The sequence below is a fragment of the Lujinxingia sediminis genome (genome assembly GCF_004005565.1).
Lineage (GTDB): Bacteria > Myxococcota_A > Bradymonadia > Bradymonadales > Bradymonadaceae > Lujinxingia > Lujinxingia sediminis.
In genome coordinates this window covers 33794-48369 of sequence record NZ_SADD01000015.1, presented here as the reverse complement: position 1 = coordinate 48369, position 14576 = coordinate 33794, and the positions used below count along the sequence as shown (strand labels likewise).

Sequence of the window (14576 nt, the reverse complement as noted above, 5' to 3'; positions counted from 1 at the left end):
AAGATGCTCCGAGTTCCGGGGAGGGCCAGCCGAAGTTCCACGTCGCCTCAGGTGGCCTTGAGAGGCCAGGCCTCGGCCAGCAGCTCCAGAGAGCGGGCGCGACTGGCGTGCGAGGAGGTGAAGGTGGCGATCATCAGCTCATGGGCGCCGGTTTTTTCGGCGAAGGCCCGAAGATCGTCGCTGACATGCCGGGCGGTGCCGATGAACTGCAGCTGGCGATGCCCCTCAATGAGGCGGCGGTCCATGGGGGTGTAGGGGTAGGCGGCGGCTTCGTCGGGGGTGGGAAAGGGGCCGGGCTGGCCGCGGCGAAGGCGCACCATGGCCAGATCCCAGGAAGTTGCCAGGCGTTGGGCCTCCTCGTCGGTGTCGGCGACGATGGCCGCGGCAGCCACAATGATATGGGGCTCGGCAAAGTGTGGCGAGGGGGTGAAGTTGTCGCGGTAAGCGTTGAGGGCGGGGAGCGGGTCGGTGGGGCTGAAATGGCTGGCAAAGGCGTAGCCCACGCCGAGCTGCCCGGCCATCGTTGCGCTGGCGCCGCTGGAGCCCAAAAGCCAGATGGGGGGAAGTTGCACATCGTCGGGCATCACCAGGATGTGCGCGAAGGGGTGAGCTTCGGGAAGATCGCCGGCGGACAACCCCTGCAGCTCCTGGAGCTGGGAGGGGAACTGGTTGGCATCAAAGGCGCGAAGCGCGCGCAGGGTGGCCTGATCGGTGCCAGGCGCCCGGCCGATGCCCAGGTCGATGCGGCCCGGGTGCAGGGCTTCCAGGGTGTGGAAGCGCTCGGCGACCTGCAGGGGCACGTGGTTGGGGAGCATGATGCCGCCCGAGCCCACGCGAATGGTGGAGGTATGCGCGGCGAGGTGAGCGATGAGGATCTCGGGGGCGGAGCTTGCCACCCCGCGCATGCCGTGGTGTTCGGCGACCCAGTGGCGTTTGTAGCCCAGGGTTTCGGCGAGTTGAATGAGTTCTACCGACTGAGCCAGAGCCCGGGAGGGGGTGATCTCGGAGCTTACGGTCGCCAGATCGAGCACGGAGAGGGGGATCATGTGCGTCATCCTTTTTACGCCGTGAGTTATCGTTGACACCGCGTCTGCAGCATCGAGAGCACCGCGTACATCGTTGCAGCGCTTCGACGATGGTAGAGCATCGCCTTAGTGCGCCGTGTCCGGTTTCGTCACGCGCGACCTCGTATCCAGCGGAATCAACGTCTACTCACGGGGAAAGAGCAGCGTGAGGTGAAGTCTGTTTCGCCAACCGCGTCTCAGCGTCGGGGTAAGGCGGAACGTTTCCAGACCCACAAGGTGTGACGCGGCGGCGATCTTCCCGGAGGAGCTCCAGCCTCAGCGAAGAGTTGCGTCAGCGAAGGGTGGCCCCCCGGGCGTTGAGCCAGCTTGCGGCGCGCTCGCGCTGGTCGCCCTGCAGCACGATGGTGTCGTCTTCGAGGGCGGCGCCGCAGCCGAGGGCACGCTTGAGCTGGCCGACGAGGTCTTCGAGCGCATCTTTGGGCGGGGTGCCTGCGCCTGCCTTAAAGCCCCCCAGAAGGGTGACGGTTTTACCGCCGCGCCCTTTGCGCTCCACACGCAGGTGCAGGTTTTTTTGTTGATGGAGATCGAGGGTGGCGGTCCCGGAGCTTGCTTCGGTGGAGGATTCGGCGGTGTTCTGGGGGGAATCGGTGGGTTGGGGGGAGGCTCCAAAATGGGCGGCGAAGGGGTTGTGCCCGAAGCCTCTGGCGTCGGCGTCGGGGGCGATTTTTTTCGAAGTTTTGCGCTTGCCCATGGGGTCGCTCCGGGGGGAGGGGGGGAGGTGCATTGAGACTGTTATGGCGCGGAACAGGGCGAAAATAAAGGGGCATATGCCGGAGCTTCGGGGATGCTCGGGGGTAGAGAGCTGCGGAAGCAGGGCAAGGGGTAAGGAGGGGCACGGTGGGGTGGCGAGCGTGGTTGTTTCCGACATTGAGGCAGGGGGAGGGGGGCCACAAGGCGTTGGGGCGCGACGTGCTGGCCGGGATGACGCTCTGGATGGTGATGGTGCCCGAGGCGATGGCGTATGCCACGATCGCCGGGGTGGCACCGGTGGTGGGGCTTTATGCGGCGGTGGCGGCGCTGGTGGTGTATGCGGCGCTGGGGCATGCGCCGCAGGTGGTGGTCGGCCCGATGGCGGCGACGGCGGCGTTGAGCGGGGCGATGTTGAGCGCGTTGGGGCCGGTGAACACGGAGGAGGCCGTGGCGTTGACCGCCGGGTTGGCGATCGTGGGTGGGGTGGTAGCGCTTCTGGCCGGTCTGCTGCGTCTGGGCTTTGTGGTGACGATGATCTCGCGGCCGGTGCTCAAGGGATTTGTGGTGGGGCTGAGCCTGGCGGTGGTCTGGGGGCAGCTTCCGGTGCTTCTGGGAGCGGAGCATGCCTCCGGCGGTTTTTTTGGTGTGCTGCGTCTATGGGGCGATGTCGGAGCCTGGTTCAACGGTATCAGCGCGGCGCTGGGCGTGGGGGCGCTGGTGGTGATGCTGGGCCTGCGGAGCTTTGCGCCGCGCGTGCCCGGTGCGATTGTGGCTGTGCTGGCGAGCGTTGGGGGGGCGTGGTTGCTGGGTCTGGGTGAGCAGGGGGTGGTGATGGTGGGCGCGCTCTCACAGACGCCTCTCGAGGTGGGCTTGCCGGGGCTGAGCGCGCAGCGCTGGGGGGAACTCATCGGGCCGGCGCTGGCGGTGGCGCTGATCGGTTTTGCCGAGACCGTGGCAGCAGCGCGTGCAGTTGGCGAGAGGGTGGATGGCAACGCCGAGCTCATCGCCCAGGGGGGGGCCAACCTGGGGGCGGGCCTGCTGGGGGGAATGGCAGTCAACGGGAGCCTTTCAAAAAGTGCGGTCAACCGCGACGCCGGCGCGCGCACGCAGCGCAGTGGGCTGGTTGCGGCGCTTCTGGTGGCGATCACTCTTTTGTGGCTCGGTGGTGTCTTTACCTACCTTCCTTCGGCGACCCTGGCGGCGGTGGTGATCGCCGCTCTCTGGGAGCTCGTTGATTTTAAGGGTCTGCAAGCGTTGGTGCGCGCCACGCGTCACCATCATGTGGCCGGGGTTGCTGTCTGGGCGGATGCGGCTGCGGCCTGGGCGACCTTTGCGGGCGTGGTGCTGGTCGGTGTGTTGGAGGGGTTACTTGTGGGGGTGGGCCTCTCGCTGGTGCTGATGCTCTACCGCTCGAGCTGGCCGCATATCGCCGAGTTGGGGCGGGTGGGGGATGATGAGGAGGCGCCCTTCGGGGAGCTGACGCGCCACCCGGGGGCGCAGCCTGTCAGGGGGGTGGTGATTCTTCGGGTGGAGAGCGGGCTCTATTTTGTGAACGCCGATCATGTGCGTCGGGCGTTGCGTGAGGCGGCGAAGCGCCCGGAGGTGGGCGCCGTGATCCTGGACGGGGAGTCGATGCCGGTCATCGATATGAGCGCGGCGCATATGTTGGTGGAGTTGGCCGGGGAGTTTCGCAAGCGGGGGCAGCATCTGGCGATTGCCCGGGATGTTGGTCAGGTGCGGGATCTGCTCGCCAGCGAAGCAGAGCAGGCCTCGATGTTGCATTTTACCTCGGTGGAGCAGGCGGTGCGGGCGCTTGCTCGAACGTGATTGTGGCAAAATTATGTTTTAAATCAGTGGCTTGCGTCTCTCGTGGTGATGCGGTTGCGGCGAGGGCTCCGATGTGGCGATCGCCTCATTCGGATGGGAATGTGTTGCGCATATGGGCGGCGACCCGGTCGAGGGCCTGGTCGAGAAAACGGCGTAGTTCGTCGTTGTCGACCTGCTCGTCGAGGGCCTGGCGCATGCAGAGCATCCAGGCCTGGCGGGCGTCTTCGTCGATGATAAAGGGAGCGTGACGCATGCGCAGGCGCGGGTGGCCGTGCTTTTCCATGTAGAGGGGCGGGCCGCCAAGCCAGCCGGTCAAAAAAAGCACGAGCTTTTCGCGGGAACTTTTGAGGCTCGGGGCATGCATCGCGCGGATGGTGGCAGCCTCAGGCAATGTGTCCATCAGGTCGTAGAAACGATCGACGAGGGTTTGCACGGCTTCGGCACCGCCCAGGACGTCGTAGGGGGTGGGTTGTTCGGGGGGCTGGGTCATCGGTATCAGGTCGCAAAAGGAGAGGTTGGGATGCGGTCGCCGATAGCGATAATAACGACGCGGCTTGCGGTCAACGAGGCAGGCGCGTCGGGTATTCTCCCGGGGTGGGTCTGGAGAAGATGCGGGGCCGATCAGGGGACGTTTCGCAGATGATCGGCGATGCCATCGAGGGCGTCTGCCAGGTGCTCGCGCAGCGTGACATCGTCGACGTGTTCAACGAGTGCCTGCCTCATGCAGAGCATCCAGGCGTCGCGGGCATCTTCATCGATGCGAAAGGGGTGGTGGTAGGGGTCAAGCCGAGGATGCTCGTGACCACGAATCTCCTGATAGATCGGAGGGCCGCCGAGCCAGGATATGAGAAAGCGCGTCAATCGGAAGCGCGAGACTTTGAGATTGCGGGCATGCATCGCGCGGATGGTGGCGGCTTCGGGCAGCGTATCCATCAACTCATAGAAGCGGTCCACCAATCGGACGACGCCTTCTTCTCCGCCAAGACGATCAAAGGGAGCGTCATGAGAGCTATCGGTTTCGAGTTCGTGCATCATTCACAACAGTATTTGAAACATCTTTTTGGGGAGGTCGATGAGGACGGGGCTGGCCTCAGCGTTGCAGCACAATATCGAAGCGTCCCTGCTTCTCAAAGCCCTCCGGGCCGTCGCTCAGCTCCATGATGAGGGTGGGGTCGTCGGAGGCGCACACACCGCAGGAGTCGTCGGGAGCGAGGTAGGGATCGCCGGCGAAGTAGAGCTGGGTGGTCAGCGGGGTGAAGCCGGGCCGAGTGATGGTGAAATGAATGTGGGCAGGGCGAAAGGCCCCGGCGTTGAGGTAGTGGCCCGGGCGAATCGTCTCGATGCGGTAGTTGCCGGAGGCGTCGGTGAGGATCTGGGCGCGCAGGCGGTAGTTGGCGCCGCTGTGGTAGTTGCCCTCGGCGTCAGCCTGCCACACATCGATGAGTGCACCTTCGATGGGAGTCTGACAGTCGGGTTCAAAGACGGTGCCTTCAATGAGAATGCGCTCTCCGGGCTCCTCGGCGCTGGCGAGTTGGATGCGCTGGGGGGCGCCGGGCTCGTAGAAAGGGCCCTGGATATCGGAGCCGGTGGGCAGGCATTGCTCGGGATCGACATCGGGGTGCCCGGTGTCCAGGGCGGCATCAGCCCCGCTATCCGGGCCGGCGTCGGGCGAGTTGGAGCCGGCGTCAGGGGTGCGGCTGGTGGAGGTCTGGCCGCAGGCCAGTGCGCCCACGCCCACAAGCCCCACCACCGAGCTCCGGCTGAGAATTTTCAGAAAATCTCGGCGCCCCAGGGCGGGGCGACCCGGGGCGGCGGCGTGGGGAGTATCGTCAGACATCGGGGCACCTCATCATGGGGAGTTCAGGGGATCGTCGCCTTGCTTTGACTCGCGCCAAAGGCGTGGCCGAGGACTCCAGGGCGACTCAGTGAATCCAACTCCATGAAGATAGGGCGTTGAGGTGCTGAACTCCATCGCAACGTTTGGAGGAGAGTGTTTCGTTTTTGCTACGAGCAATGCGATGTCAATCAGGTCGTTGGAAGGATCGGCGCCGCGGCTCCGAGGGCTCTTATTTCAGAGCATTCTCGGAGCTGCAGCACCGCCCTACGAAACGAAAAAATCACGCGTGGGGCTGCACACTCTCATGAAGATCATCCATATCGCCGCGGCGGTAGCTCTCCAGGGCCTTTCTCACCAGGCGGCCGTAGTTCGGGTCGGCCTTATCGAAGAGCTCAAGCTGGCGTTTGATGATGTCTTTGCGGCAGCCGCCCATCGACTCGACGATGTTGACGGCCAGACGCACCTTCTCGTCGCGATCCATCAGGCGGAAGAGGTTGCCGGCCTGGGTGAAGTCGTCGTGGTCGACGCGGGAGTCCCAGCGGTCCACGGTGACATCGCCCAGATGCCAGGGGGGCTCGTTGTAATCGGGGTTGGGGCGTGGGGCACCCTTGATGCTGTTGGGGTAGTAGTTGGGAAAACCTGTGCCCTCGTCGTGCATGCCGCCAAATTGACCATCGCGCAGGTAGTTATGCACCGGGCAGCGGGGTTTGTTGACGCTCAAATCGCGGTAGTTGACGCCGACACGGTAGAGGTGCGCGTCCTGGTAGGAGAGCAGACGAGCCTGGAGCATCTTGTCGGGGCTGGGACCGATGCCAGGGACAAAGGCGCTGGGGTTAAAGGCCGATTGCTCCACTTCGTGGTGGTAGTTTTTGGGGTTGCGGTTGAGCTCCAACTCCCCAACCTCGATGAGCGGGAAGTCGCCGTGGGGCCAGACTTTGGTGAGATCGAAGGGGTTCCAGCGAAACTCGTTGGCCTCCTGTTGCGTCATGACCTGAATGTAGGCTTTCCAGCGGGGGAAGTCGCCGGCGTTGATGGCCTCGATCATGTCGCGCTGGTGGCTCTCGCGATCGTGGGAGATGAGCTCGGCGGCCTCCGCGTTGGTCAAACACGCGATGCCCTGCACCGTCTTAAAGTGAAACTTGACCCAGACCCGTTCCCCCTCGTCGTTGATCATCGAGTAGGTGTGGCTGCTGTAGCCATTCATATGGCGGTAGGTCTTCGGGATGCCGCGATCGCCAAAGAGCCAGGTGACCTGGTGGAGGCTCTCGGGGCACAGGCTCCAGAAGTCCCACTGCATGTTGGCGTCGCGCAGGTTGGTCTCGGGGTGGCGTTTCTGGGAGTGGATGAACATCTGGAATTTGTAGGGGTCGCGCACGAAGAAGACCGGGGTGTTGTTGCACACCAGATCCCAGTTGCCCTCGTCGGTGTAGAACTTCATGGCGAAGCCGCGCGGATCGCGCTCGGCATCGGCCGCGCCGCGCTCCCCGGCGACGGTGGAGAAGCGCACGACGCATTCGGTCTTTTTGCCCTTCTTCGAAAAGATCGACGCTTTGGTGTAGCGGCGGATGTCGTTGGTGACCTTAAAGGTACCGTAGGCGCCGGTGCCTTTGGCGTGCACCACCCGCTCGGGCATGCGCTCGCGGTTGAAGCGCTGGATCTGCTCGATGAGGTTCACATCCTGCATCAAGAGCGGGCCGCGAGGGCCGGCGCTGAGCGCGTTCTCCTGGTCGCCCACCGGGGCACCATCGGCGGTGGTGAGCAGGGGGCCGCGACCGTTGCCGCTGGAGCGCCCTTTCCGCCCTCCTTTGCTCGATGCTCTGGGGGAGCGGGAGGCGCGCGTCGACTTCGAAGATTTTGATGAGCTCGAGGAGGTCGATACGGATGACGTTTTTGAGGGCTTCGTAGCTTTTGAGGATTTCGAAGCCTTCGAAGCTTTCGAAGTTTTCGAAGTTTTCGAAGTTTTCGATGCTTTCGATGCTTTCGAAGCCTTCGATGCTTTCGAAGACTTCGAGGATGAGCTTTTAGAGGCCTTCGATGCGGAGGAGGCGCGGGCGGTGGGAGGGCCTTTGGATGAGGCGCTCGTTTTGGAGGATTCGGCGCCCTTCGAGGTATCGGGAGATGAGGCGGGAGCTCGGGCCTTCGCGGCCTTTTCGAGCTTTGCCCCCCGGGAGGCAGCCGCGTTGCTGCCGGATCCTGTTTGAGAGGTGGAGGGTTTGCCGGATGAGCTACCTGCGCTGCGCGGTGATTTCGTGTCGTCTCTGGACGAGCCAGCCATGGGGCCTCCTTCAAGATCGGGGGGACGTCGTTGGGGTTCGGTCGCGAAAACGTCTACGGCCAACTACGTGCCTCGTCCCGATGAGGAGACGGCATAAAAGGGCGCGCCGGGCGCGCGTCTGGATGAGGCGTGGGGGGAACTTTAAACACGCCGTGTTGAGTGCAAGATGCCTCTCAAAAAAAGATCCTGAAGGAGGGGATCAGACCGATTTTTCAACGTCTTCGAGCTCTTCGCCGTCGACGTAGAACCAGCGTTCGGAACCTTTTTTCGCGGGATCGGCGCGGCGCACAAAATGACTTCGCTCCACAAAACTGAAGGGCAGGCCGCCCTGAACCAGCGTCACCTTGAAGGTCACATATCCCTCGGGCTCGCCGACCTCCCATTCGGTGCTCAAGATTCGCAGCTCAACGAAGTCGGTGGCTTTGCAGTAGCTCAAGAGTTCGCGGCGCCAGGCAGCACGATCGGGATTGGCGCGTGGGCCCTCGGGGTCGGTGGTGGCGATGAGGTAGTCGACCTGGCCAAGGGCGAAGGCGGCGAAGCGTGAGCGCATCAGCTCTTCTGGCGAGCTTGCGGGAAGGCCACGATGAAGTTTGCCGCAACATATGGCGGTGGGTTTAGCGCTGGAGCAGGGGCATGTGCGTCGTTTCATGGTGTGTAAGTCTTTGAAATTCAGTTGGAAATGGGCTCAGGGGCCTAGCTTTCGGGGCAGGCAGGTGCATCGCGCTGTGGTGGTGCGGTGGGGCGTAGTGCTTCAAGATCCCTTAGCCCGGAATGCCCGGGAGGAGAAGCGATGAAACAAGCGCTGATTATTTATGAGTCGATGTACGGCGACAATGAGAAGGTCGCCTACGCCATCGCTCAGGGGCTGGCCACGCAGATGCGTGTGGATGTGATGGAGGTGAGCTCGGCACCGCCACGGGTCGATATGTCGATTGACCTGCTGGTGGTCGGCGGGCCCACGCATATGATGCGCATGAGCAGCGAGAAATCGCGCGAGCGGGCTGGCGACGAGGTGGATGACGAGGACTGGGAGCCGCTCTCGGAGACGGGGGTTCGCGAGTGGCTCACTCGCATGCGCGCCCGGGGGGAGATGGGGCGAGGAGCCGCGGCGGCCTTTGGCACCAACCTCAATGAGCCGCGGTGGTTCTCCAAGCTGGGGCAGGCCTCCCATGCCATTGCCCGACGACTCAAACGCCTGGGCTTTCAGCTGATCGAGCCGCCGGAGACCTTCTTTGTGGATGACCCGCAGGGGCCGCTCAGTGAGGGGGAAGTGGAACGCGCGCATCATTTCGGGGTGCAGCTCGCGCGTCATTTTGCCGAGGCGCCTCGTCCCCACGCCTGAACTCAGGCGCACCTCTGAGCGCGGCGCTCTCGGTAAAGGCGCATCACAAACTCGCCAGCGGCGGTGGCGCGGAAGTCGTCGATGAGGCGTCGAAGATCGTCGGGGGCCGTAGCCAGCGGGGGGAGCGGAGCGCCGTATTCGGGCGGGGCGACCAGGGGACCGGCCAGACTGGCGAAGGTCAGGTCGGCGGCGCTGAAGGTGTCGCCCGCCAGGTAGGGGCGGCCGTCGGCCAGGGTCTGAGCAACGCGGGCGAAGAGGTCGTCGATGCGACCGCGGGCGCGCTGGTTTCGCTCCGGCGTGATGTTGTAACTCTTTGAAATCGCTCGGCGAACAGCCCCGAAGCCAAAGCGCATCACCGGGGATTGCCAGCCTTTGCCGCTGCTCACCATGAAGTCGCGGGTGTAGCTCGGGTGCTCAAGCAGAACCGCGTAGATCGCCAGGCGTACCGCCGGGCCCAGGCGGCAGTCGAACTCCTCTTCCCAGGCTTCAATGGCGTCGGGCTGGGCCTGATCAAGCGGGGTGGGAGGGAAGAGGCGAGTGCCGCGGCCGACCTGGTCGCAGAAGTGGAGGATGTCGGTGGAGTCACCCACCGTCTTCTCGCCAGCCTGGAGGATGGGCACCGAACGCTGGCCGGCGGGCATCGCGCCGGCCAGGTGCAAGAGGGGCAGGTAGGCCCGCTCCTCAAAGCCCAGCCCGTGGTGGTCGAGCGACCACCGGGCTTTTTCGCAATAATGGCTGAAGGGGATCGTGATCAGCGTGTAGGGCATGGCGAGGTTTATCTGGCGAGGAGGTTCGCGTTGTCGGGGCGCTCAGTCACGCTCGCTTAAGGGGCGGCGATCGCGGCGTTCCCGGCGCGGGGCGCTGGTGGTGGCGTTGGATGAGGATGGGTTGGACGACGAAGCGTCGGTGTTTTGCGAGGCGTCGCGGCGCTGCGCGCCACGGCTGCGACGACGATTCGACCCCCGGCGCTTCGATTCTGCACCCCGGGAACTCCGACCGGAGCCCTGGTTGGCTTCGCCACCGCCCTGCTGATCGCTCTTTTGTTGGCCACGACCCTGCCCGCTGCGGCTCTGCCCCTGAGTGCGGGAGTCTTTCGCACCCGAGGTGCTCTGTTCGCCCTGATTCGAGCCCCCTCGCCGGCCGCGGCCGGAGCGCCGGCGGCGGTTGCGCTGGCTGCTGGAGCGCTCGTTCTTCTCGGAGCTGCCCGCCTCAGTGTTCTCGCTGCGTGTCTCCGACGAGCTTTTCTGCGAGTTGCGCGCGTTGCTGTTGCGACTGCTACGGCTGTTGCGTCGACGGTTATTGCCCCCGCCGCGGCTCTTGCGACCTCCGCTGCGTCGACCGCCGCCGCTGCGCTGACCGCCGCCACTGCGTTGACCGCCGCGGCTCTTACGTTTGCCGCCGCCGCCAGACTGCGCCGCCTTCATGGCCTGCTCGCTATGAAAAGCCTGCTCCGTATCCACCGGGATCGACTCGCCGGTGATCTTTTCGATGTCCCGCAGGTAGTCGCCTTCGGAGTCGTCGCAGAACGCAATCGCGGTGCCGCTGCGCCCGGCGCGTCCGGTGCGGCCGATGCGGTGCACGTAGCTTTCGGGCTCATTGGGAAGATCGTAGTTGAAGACGTGCGTCACGCTCTCCACGTCGATGCCGCGGGAGGCCACGTCGGTGGCCACCAGGATGGTGATGGAGCCGTCCTGAAACCCGTCGAGCGCACGGCGGCGCGCGTTCTGGCTCTTGTTCCCGTGGATGGCCGCGGCCTTAAATCCGGCGCGCTCAAGCTTCTTGGTCAGGCGGTTGGCACCATGTTTGGTGCGGGTGAAGACGATCGACGAGTCCACCTTCAGATCGACGAGAAGTTCGCAGAGGAGCTCGGCCTTGTCGGATTTGTCGACGAACATCACACGCTGATCGATGGCCTCCACCGTGGTCGATTCCGGGGTGATGTCGATGCGCACCGGGTCGCTCATAAAGGTGTTGGCAAGCTTCGCCACCGAGGGGGGCATCGTCGCCGAGAAGAGCAGGTTCTGGCGCTCGCTGCGCATCAACTTCAGGATGCGCCGCACATCCGGCACAAAGCCCATATCGAGCATGCGGTCGGCTTCATCGAGCACGAAGAAGTCGACGTCTTTGAGATCGACAAAGCCGCGGCCCTGCAAGTCGAGCAGGCGCCCGGGGCAGGCCACCAGGATGTCGACGCCGCGCTCCAGCGCGCGGATCTGCGGCTTTTCGTTCACCCCGCCAAACATCACCAGGTGGCGCAGCGGCAGGTGCTTTCCATAGAGCTCGATCGATTCGCCAATCTGCGCGGCGAGCTCGCGGGTCGGCGAGAGGATCAGGGCACGGATGGGACGCTTGCCTTTGGGGGGCTTCTGCGCGGCCAGGTGCTGAAGTACAGGCAGCGAGAAGGCTGCGGTCTTTCCGGTGCCCGTCTGCGCGCATCCGAGCACATCGCGGCCCTTGAGCAGCGCGGGAATGGCCTGAGCCTGAATGGGGGTGGGGGAGGTGTAGTTCTGGGCAGCGATCGCCCGTTGAAGAGGTTCGATCAGGTCGAGCTTAGCAAAGTTGTTCAAGGAGATACCGTGGTAAAAGGGGGCGCTCCAACTGAGCGCCACGATATGTTTGGGGCTGGTTAACAGATTGAGCATCAGCGCACCAGCTCGCATCAATGCCGGAGGACGTTGCATCAACAGCCGGAGGACGTTGCATCAACGCCGGAGGACGACCCCAGCATCGTCGCTGCGGGCTCGCGGTGGCGCTGCCACAGCTTCGCCCTGGCTCCTTGCTGGATGCCGCCCTCCGGCGTTGATGGTTGGGGGGTACGCATGGACGGGGCATTGATGGTTGGGGGGTCTATGTTAGATTCGCTGATGGTCGGGGGTGTGCGGAGCACGTCTCGGGCGGGGAACGCAGAGAAGAGGGTGAACGTTCCCGGAGGGCGTGTGGCGGGTATGGCGTGGGTTCACGCACGCGTCGCATCTCGATCCGGCTGAGCGTGCGGGTTAGGCTGCCCTGGGCGCTCGTGTCTTTCGGTGTGAGGAACGACCTTATGAAGATGATCCACCTGACCTGCTTTAGCTGCGGCCGTGAGGCGGAGCTCCCCGGCGTGTTTCGCTCGACGACCTGCCCGGGGTGTGATGCCGATATGCGGGTGTGCAAGAACTGCCGCTTTTACGACACCAGCGCCTCCAAAAGCTGCCGGGAGCCGGTGAGTGAGCCGGTGCGCGATAAAGAGCGGGCGAATTTTTGCGACTTCTTTCGGCCTGCCCCCTCAAAGGGGGGGGGCGCTGAGGTGCGCAGCGAGGCCGATGAGGCGCGCGCCCGACTTGAGGCGCTGTTTAAGAAGTAGGATGTTTTTGCAAAAAAAAGTGGGGGCCAGAGTGCACTTTGCGTGACACGCCGCTTCAAAGTCAGTAGCGTCCCGGCTTCGTTTGTCGAGTTGTGTTTGGAGGGGTGGCTGTGCGTCCGGTGGTCGGTATCACAGCGCCGTGAGGTCGAGGTGTTTTGCACCTCCACAGGTCGAATGAGGATAGGTATGGTTCGTCGTTGGAAGGGGTTGGTTTCTGTCTCGCTGACGTGTTGCGCGCTGGCAGCGGCTGTTGGATGTGTGGAAGACAAGGGTGAGGAGGGGACCCCGGATGAGCCCATCGAGCTCAGCGGGACGATCGACGCCGACCGCAGTTTCAGCGGGGAGGTCCGGATCACCTCGTCGATCGATATCGCCGCGAGACTCACCTTTGAGCCCTGCACTCGGGTGACGATCGCCTCGGGCGCCTTGATTGCGGTGGTGGAGAACGGCGCCATTAACGCGGTGGGTGAAGAAGATTGCCCGGTGATCTTCGAGAGTGCCAACGCCAACCCGGCAGCGGGAGACTGGCAGCGCATCGATATCTACAACCGTGCGGATAACGCCAATGTCTTCGAGCACGCCATCATTCGCCACGGCGATGGCGAGAACTACGGCATGATCTGGGTGGAAGAAGGCGCGCAGATCAGCATGAAGAACGTGTCGTTGGAGAAGAGCGCGTACAGCGCCATTCAGATCAACGGCGATGCACGGATCGACGCCTTCGATGCGGTGTCGTTTAAGGATATCGGCGGGGCGCTGGTGGAGGTCGCAGCCGAGCGCGTGGCGGCCCTGGCTCCGCTGACGCTCAGCGGCACAAACCCCAGGCCCTACGTTCGGGTTCCTTTCAGCGAGGTCATGTCCGATGTTCGCTGGAGCAACCTCGGTGTGCCCTATGTCAGTGAAGGACTCGAAGCGCAGGCCGGACTCACGCTGGAGGCCGGCGTCACCATGAAGCTCGCCCCCGAGGCCTATGTTCGCCTGCGTGATGGCGGGCAGTTGGTCACCGAGGGAACCGCGGAGGCGCCGGTGGTGATTGAGAGCAGCAAGTCGAGTCCGGCGGCCGGAGACTGGGCGACCATTGAGATCTACAGCAGCGCCGGCAACGGCTCCAGCCTTACGCACACGACGGTGCGCCACGGCGGTGGCGATGGCTACGGGGCGTTCTGGGTGGAGGATGGGGCTGCGTTGGCCCTGGACAACGTGACCTTTGAGCAGAACGAAGGCTGCGATATCGATGAACTGGGTTCGATCGATGCCAACAACACCGAGTTTGTACCCTGTGGCGGGTAAGCGCGAAGGTCGCAGGCTCTGTATAAGGTAGGTAAAAAGCCCCCGGAGTTCCGGGGGCTTTTTTGTGGTATGGGCCAAAGGCGGTGCCGCGCTCAGCCGTACACCAGCCGCCTCATTCTCCCTGGGACGATGGCCATCAGGAGCAGTGAGAGTGCCGCAAGCCAGAGCACGCTCACCCCCACCTCCGGCGTGAGCTCGCCAGAGGCCAGCCCCCGCATCAGGCGCACCCCGTGGTAGAGAGGTGTGCACCAGGCGATTTCCTGGCCGAAGGGAAAGCGCTCTACCGGAAAGAAGATGCCGGAGAACAAAAAGAGGGGCGTGATAAAAAGGGTGTAGAAATACGAGTAGAGATCGATGGTGCGAATGAAGGTCGAAAACCACATCCCGATGAGGCCAAAACATGCGCCGATGAGCATCACGCCCGCCGGCATTAAGAGTGCAAAAGGGCTGGTGAGGATCGGATAGCCCACAAGCCCCATGCCGGCCAACACAATCAAAAATCCCGCACCGTAGATCGAGGCGCGGGTCACCGCCCACATCAATTCGCCAGCGGCGACATCCTGAATCTGGGCCGGAGTGCAGAGGTAGGCGTCGTAGAGGCGGTCAAAGTTGAGCTTGATAAAGAGGTTGTAGGTCACCTCAAAGACCGCGCCGTTCATCGCTGCCGAGGCCAACAACCCCGGGCCGATAAAGGCGATATAATCCTGCCCGCTGATGCCTTCGCCCACATAAAAGCCAAGGCCCAGGCCCATGCCCACCAGGTAGAGCAAGGGTTCAAAGAAGTTCGGCAGAATATTCTTAAGCCAGGTGCGGCGGTACACGGTGGCGTTTCGCCACCAGACCGCCAGGGCCATCTTCACATCAATGTCGCCGGGAAGTCGCATGGG

The 14576-nt window shown here is 63.7% G+C and carries 15 protein-coding genes; 5 read left to right on the top strand and 10 right to left on the bottom strand.

All coding sequences use genetic code 11. The annotated features are described in order from the left end of the window. Nucleotides 1–47: 47 nt before the first annotated feature. Together EA187_RS18090 and EA187_RS18085 are read right to left on the bottom strand one after the other, a co-directional pair. Nucleotides 48–1046, bottom strand: a complete 999-nt coding sequence (locus EA187_RS18090) for an LLM class flavin-dependent oxidoreductase (protein ID WP_115607280.1) — start codon at nucleotides 1044–1046, stop codon at nucleotides 48–50. Nucleotides 1047–1356: 310 nt separating this feature from the next. Continuing rightward, entirely contained in the window at nucleotides 1357–1776 is a 420-nt protein-coding gene (locus EA187_RS18085) for a translation initiation factor (protein ID WP_115607278.1), read from the bottom strand. Nucleotides 1777–1922: 146 nt separating this feature from the next. Here EA187_RS18085 and EA187_RS18080 point away from each other — a divergent pair, with 146 nt between their 5' ends. Then, nucleotides 1923–3602 (top strand): SulP family inorganic anion transporter, encoded by a 1680-nt coding sequence (locus tag EA187_RS18080; RefSeq protein ID WP_127781167.1) that lies wholly within the window; start codon nucleotides 1923–1925, stop codon nucleotides 3600–3602. 85 nt (nucleotides 3603–3687) lie between these two features. On the opposite strand, the gene EA187_RS18075 is transcribed toward EA187_RS18080, so the two are convergent. The 4 genes from EA187_RS18075 to EA187_RS18060 form a co-directional block, all read right to left on the bottom strand. Further along, nucleotides 3688–4092 (bottom strand): group II truncated hemoglobin, encoded by a 405-nt coding sequence (locus EA187_RS18075; RefSeq protein WP_127781166.1) that lies wholly within the window; start codon nucleotides 4090–4092, stop codon nucleotides 3688–3690. A 131-nt stretch (nucleotides 4093–4223) separates the two neighbouring features. Then, the gene (locus EA187_RS18070) at nucleotides 4224–4634 is read right to left on the bottom strand and encodes a group II truncated hemoglobin (RefSeq protein ID WP_127781165.1); all 411 of its coding nucleotides are present in this window, start codon (nucleotides 4632–4634) and stop codon (nucleotides 4224–4226) included. A 58-nt stretch (nucleotides 4635–4692) separates the two neighbouring features. Then, nucleotides 4693–5439, bottom strand: a complete 747-nt coding sequence (locus EA187_RS18065) for a dioxygenase family protein (protein WP_115607274.1) — start codon at nucleotides 5437–5439, stop codon at nucleotides 4693–4695. 280 nt (nucleotides 5440–5719) lie between these two features. Then, nucleotides 5720–7201, bottom strand: a complete 1482-nt coding sequence (locus EA187_RS18060) for a catalase (protein ID WP_241250214.1) — start codon at nucleotides 7199–7201, stop codon at nucleotides 5720–5722. Between EA187_RS18060 and EA187_RS20865 the strand changes: the two genes are divergently transcribed. After that, nucleotides 7104–7640 carry a hypothetical protein gene (locus EA187_RS20865; protein WP_164856383.1) on the top strand — a complete coding sequence of 179 codons (537 nt, stop codon included), beginning with the start codon at nucleotides 7104–7106 and terminating at the stop codon, nucleotides 7638–7640. The genes EA187_RS18060 and EA187_RS20865 overlap by 98 nt on opposite strands. Nucleotides 7641–7913: 273 nt before the next feature. Here EA187_RS20865 and EA187_RS18055 read toward each other — a convergent pair whose 3' ends face one another. Further along, a complete protein-coding gene (locus tag EA187_RS18055) occupies nucleotides 7914–8363 on the bottom strand; it encodes a YchJ family protein (protein WP_127781164.1) in 450 nt (149 codons plus the stop codon). A gap of 141 nt (nucleotides 8364–8504) precedes the next feature. Here EA187_RS18055 and EA187_RS18050 point away from each other — a divergent pair, with 141 nt between their 5' ends. Then, nucleotides 8505–9056: a flavodoxin family protein gene (locus EA187_RS18050; RefSeq protein ID WP_115607270.1), complete on the top strand. Its 552-nt coding sequence runs from the start codon at nucleotides 8505–8507 to the stop codon at nucleotides 9054–9056. A 2-nt stretch (nucleotides 9057–9058) separates the two neighbouring features. Here EA187_RS18050 and EA187_RS18045 read toward each other — a convergent pair whose 3' ends face one another. Both EA187_RS18045 and EA187_RS18040 read right to left on the bottom strand, forming a co-directional pair. Further along, complete coding sequence (locus tag EA187_RS18045; RefSeq protein WP_127781163.1) at nucleotides 9059–9823, bottom strand: glutathione S-transferase family protein; 765 nt, start codon at nucleotides 9821–9823, stop codon at nucleotides 9059–9061. A gap of 42 nt (nucleotides 9824–9865) precedes the next feature. Further along, nucleotides 9866–11698: a DEAD/DEAH box helicase gene (locus EA187_RS18040; protein ID WP_127781162.1), complete on the bottom strand. Its 1833-nt coding sequence runs from the start codon at nucleotides 11696–11698 to the stop codon at nucleotides 9866–9868. A 401-nt stretch (nucleotides 11699–12099) separates the two neighbouring features. Here EA187_RS18040 and EA187_RS18035 point away from each other — a divergent pair, with 401 nt between their 5' ends. Beyond that, nucleotides 12100–12399, top strand: a complete 300-nt coding sequence (locus tag EA187_RS18035; protein ID WP_127781161.1) for a hypothetical protein — start codon at nucleotides 12100–12102, stop codon at nucleotides 12397–12399. A gap of 186 nt (nucleotides 12400–12585) precedes the next feature. Then, nucleotides 12586–13689 carry a hypothetical protein gene (locus tag EA187_RS18030; RefSeq protein ID WP_127781160.1) on the top strand — a complete coding sequence of 368 codons (1104 nt, stop codon included), beginning with the start codon at nucleotides 12586–12588 and terminating at the stop codon, nucleotides 13687–13689. A gap of 92 nt (nucleotides 13690–13781) precedes the next feature. On the opposite strand, the gene EA187_RS18025 is transcribed toward EA187_RS18030, so the two are convergent. Then, the gene (locus EA187_RS18025; protein WP_115607263.1) at nucleotides 13782–14573 is read right to left on the bottom strand and encodes an ABC transporter permease; all 792 of its coding nucleotides are present in this window, start codon (nucleotides 14571–14573) and stop codon (nucleotides 13782–13784) included. Nucleotides 14574–14576: the final 3 nt, after the last annotated feature.

Excerpts from the sequence above, each read along its gene's own strand:
- EA187_RS18090 (WP_115607280.1), bottom strand. The coding sequence starts at position 1,046 with ATGATCCCCCTCTCCGTGCTCGATCTGGCGACCGTAAGCTCCGAGATC.
- EA187_RS18085 (WP_115607278.1), bottom strand. The coding sequence starts at position 1,776 with ATGGGCAAGCGCAAAACTTCGAAAAAAATCGCCCCCGACGCCGACGCC.
- EA187_RS18075 (WP_127781166.1), bottom strand. The coding sequence starts at position 4,092 with ATGACCCAGCCCCCCGAACAACCCACCCCCTACGACGTCCTGGGCGGT.
- EA187_RS18070 (WP_127781165.1), bottom strand. The coding sequence starts at position 4,634 with ATGCACGAACTCGAAACCGATAGCTCTCATGACGCTCCCTTTGATCGT.
- EA187_RS18065 (WP_115607274.1), bottom strand. The coding sequence starts at position 5,439 with ATGTCTGACGATACTCCCCACGCCGCCGCCCCGGGTCGCCCCGCCCTG.
- EA187_RS20865 (WP_164856383.1), top strand. The coding sequence starts at position 7,104 with ATGAGGTTCACATCCTGCATCAAGAGCGGGCCGCGAGGGCCGGCGCTG.
- EA187_RS18055 (WP_127781164.1), bottom strand. The coding sequence starts at position 8,363 with ATGAAACGACGCACATGCCCCTGCTCCAGCGCTAAACCCACCGCCATA.
- EA187_RS18050 (WP_115607270.1), top strand. The coding sequence starts at position 8,505 with ATGAAACAAGCGCTGATTATTTATGAGTCGATGTACGGCGACAATGAG.
- EA187_RS18045 (WP_127781163.1), bottom strand. The coding sequence starts at position 9,823 with ATGCCCTACACGCTGATCACGATCCCCTTCAGCCATTATTGCGAAAAA.
- EA187_RS18040 (WP_127781162.1), bottom strand. The coding sequence starts at position 11,698 with ATGCTCAATCTGTTAACCAGCCCCAAACATATCGTGGCGCTCAGTTGG.
- EA187_RS18035 (WP_127781161.1), top strand. The coding sequence starts at position 12,100 with ATGAAGATGATCCACCTGACCTGCTTTAGCTGCGGCCGTGAGGCGGAG.
- EA187_RS18030 (WP_127781160.1), top strand. The coding sequence starts at position 12,586 with ATGGTTCGTCGTTGGAAGGGGTTGGTTTCTGTCTCGCTGACGTGTTGC.
- EA187_RS18025 (WP_115607263.1), bottom strand. The coding sequence starts at position 14,573 with ATGCGACTTCCCGGCGACATTGATGTGAAGATGGCCCTGGCGGTCTGG.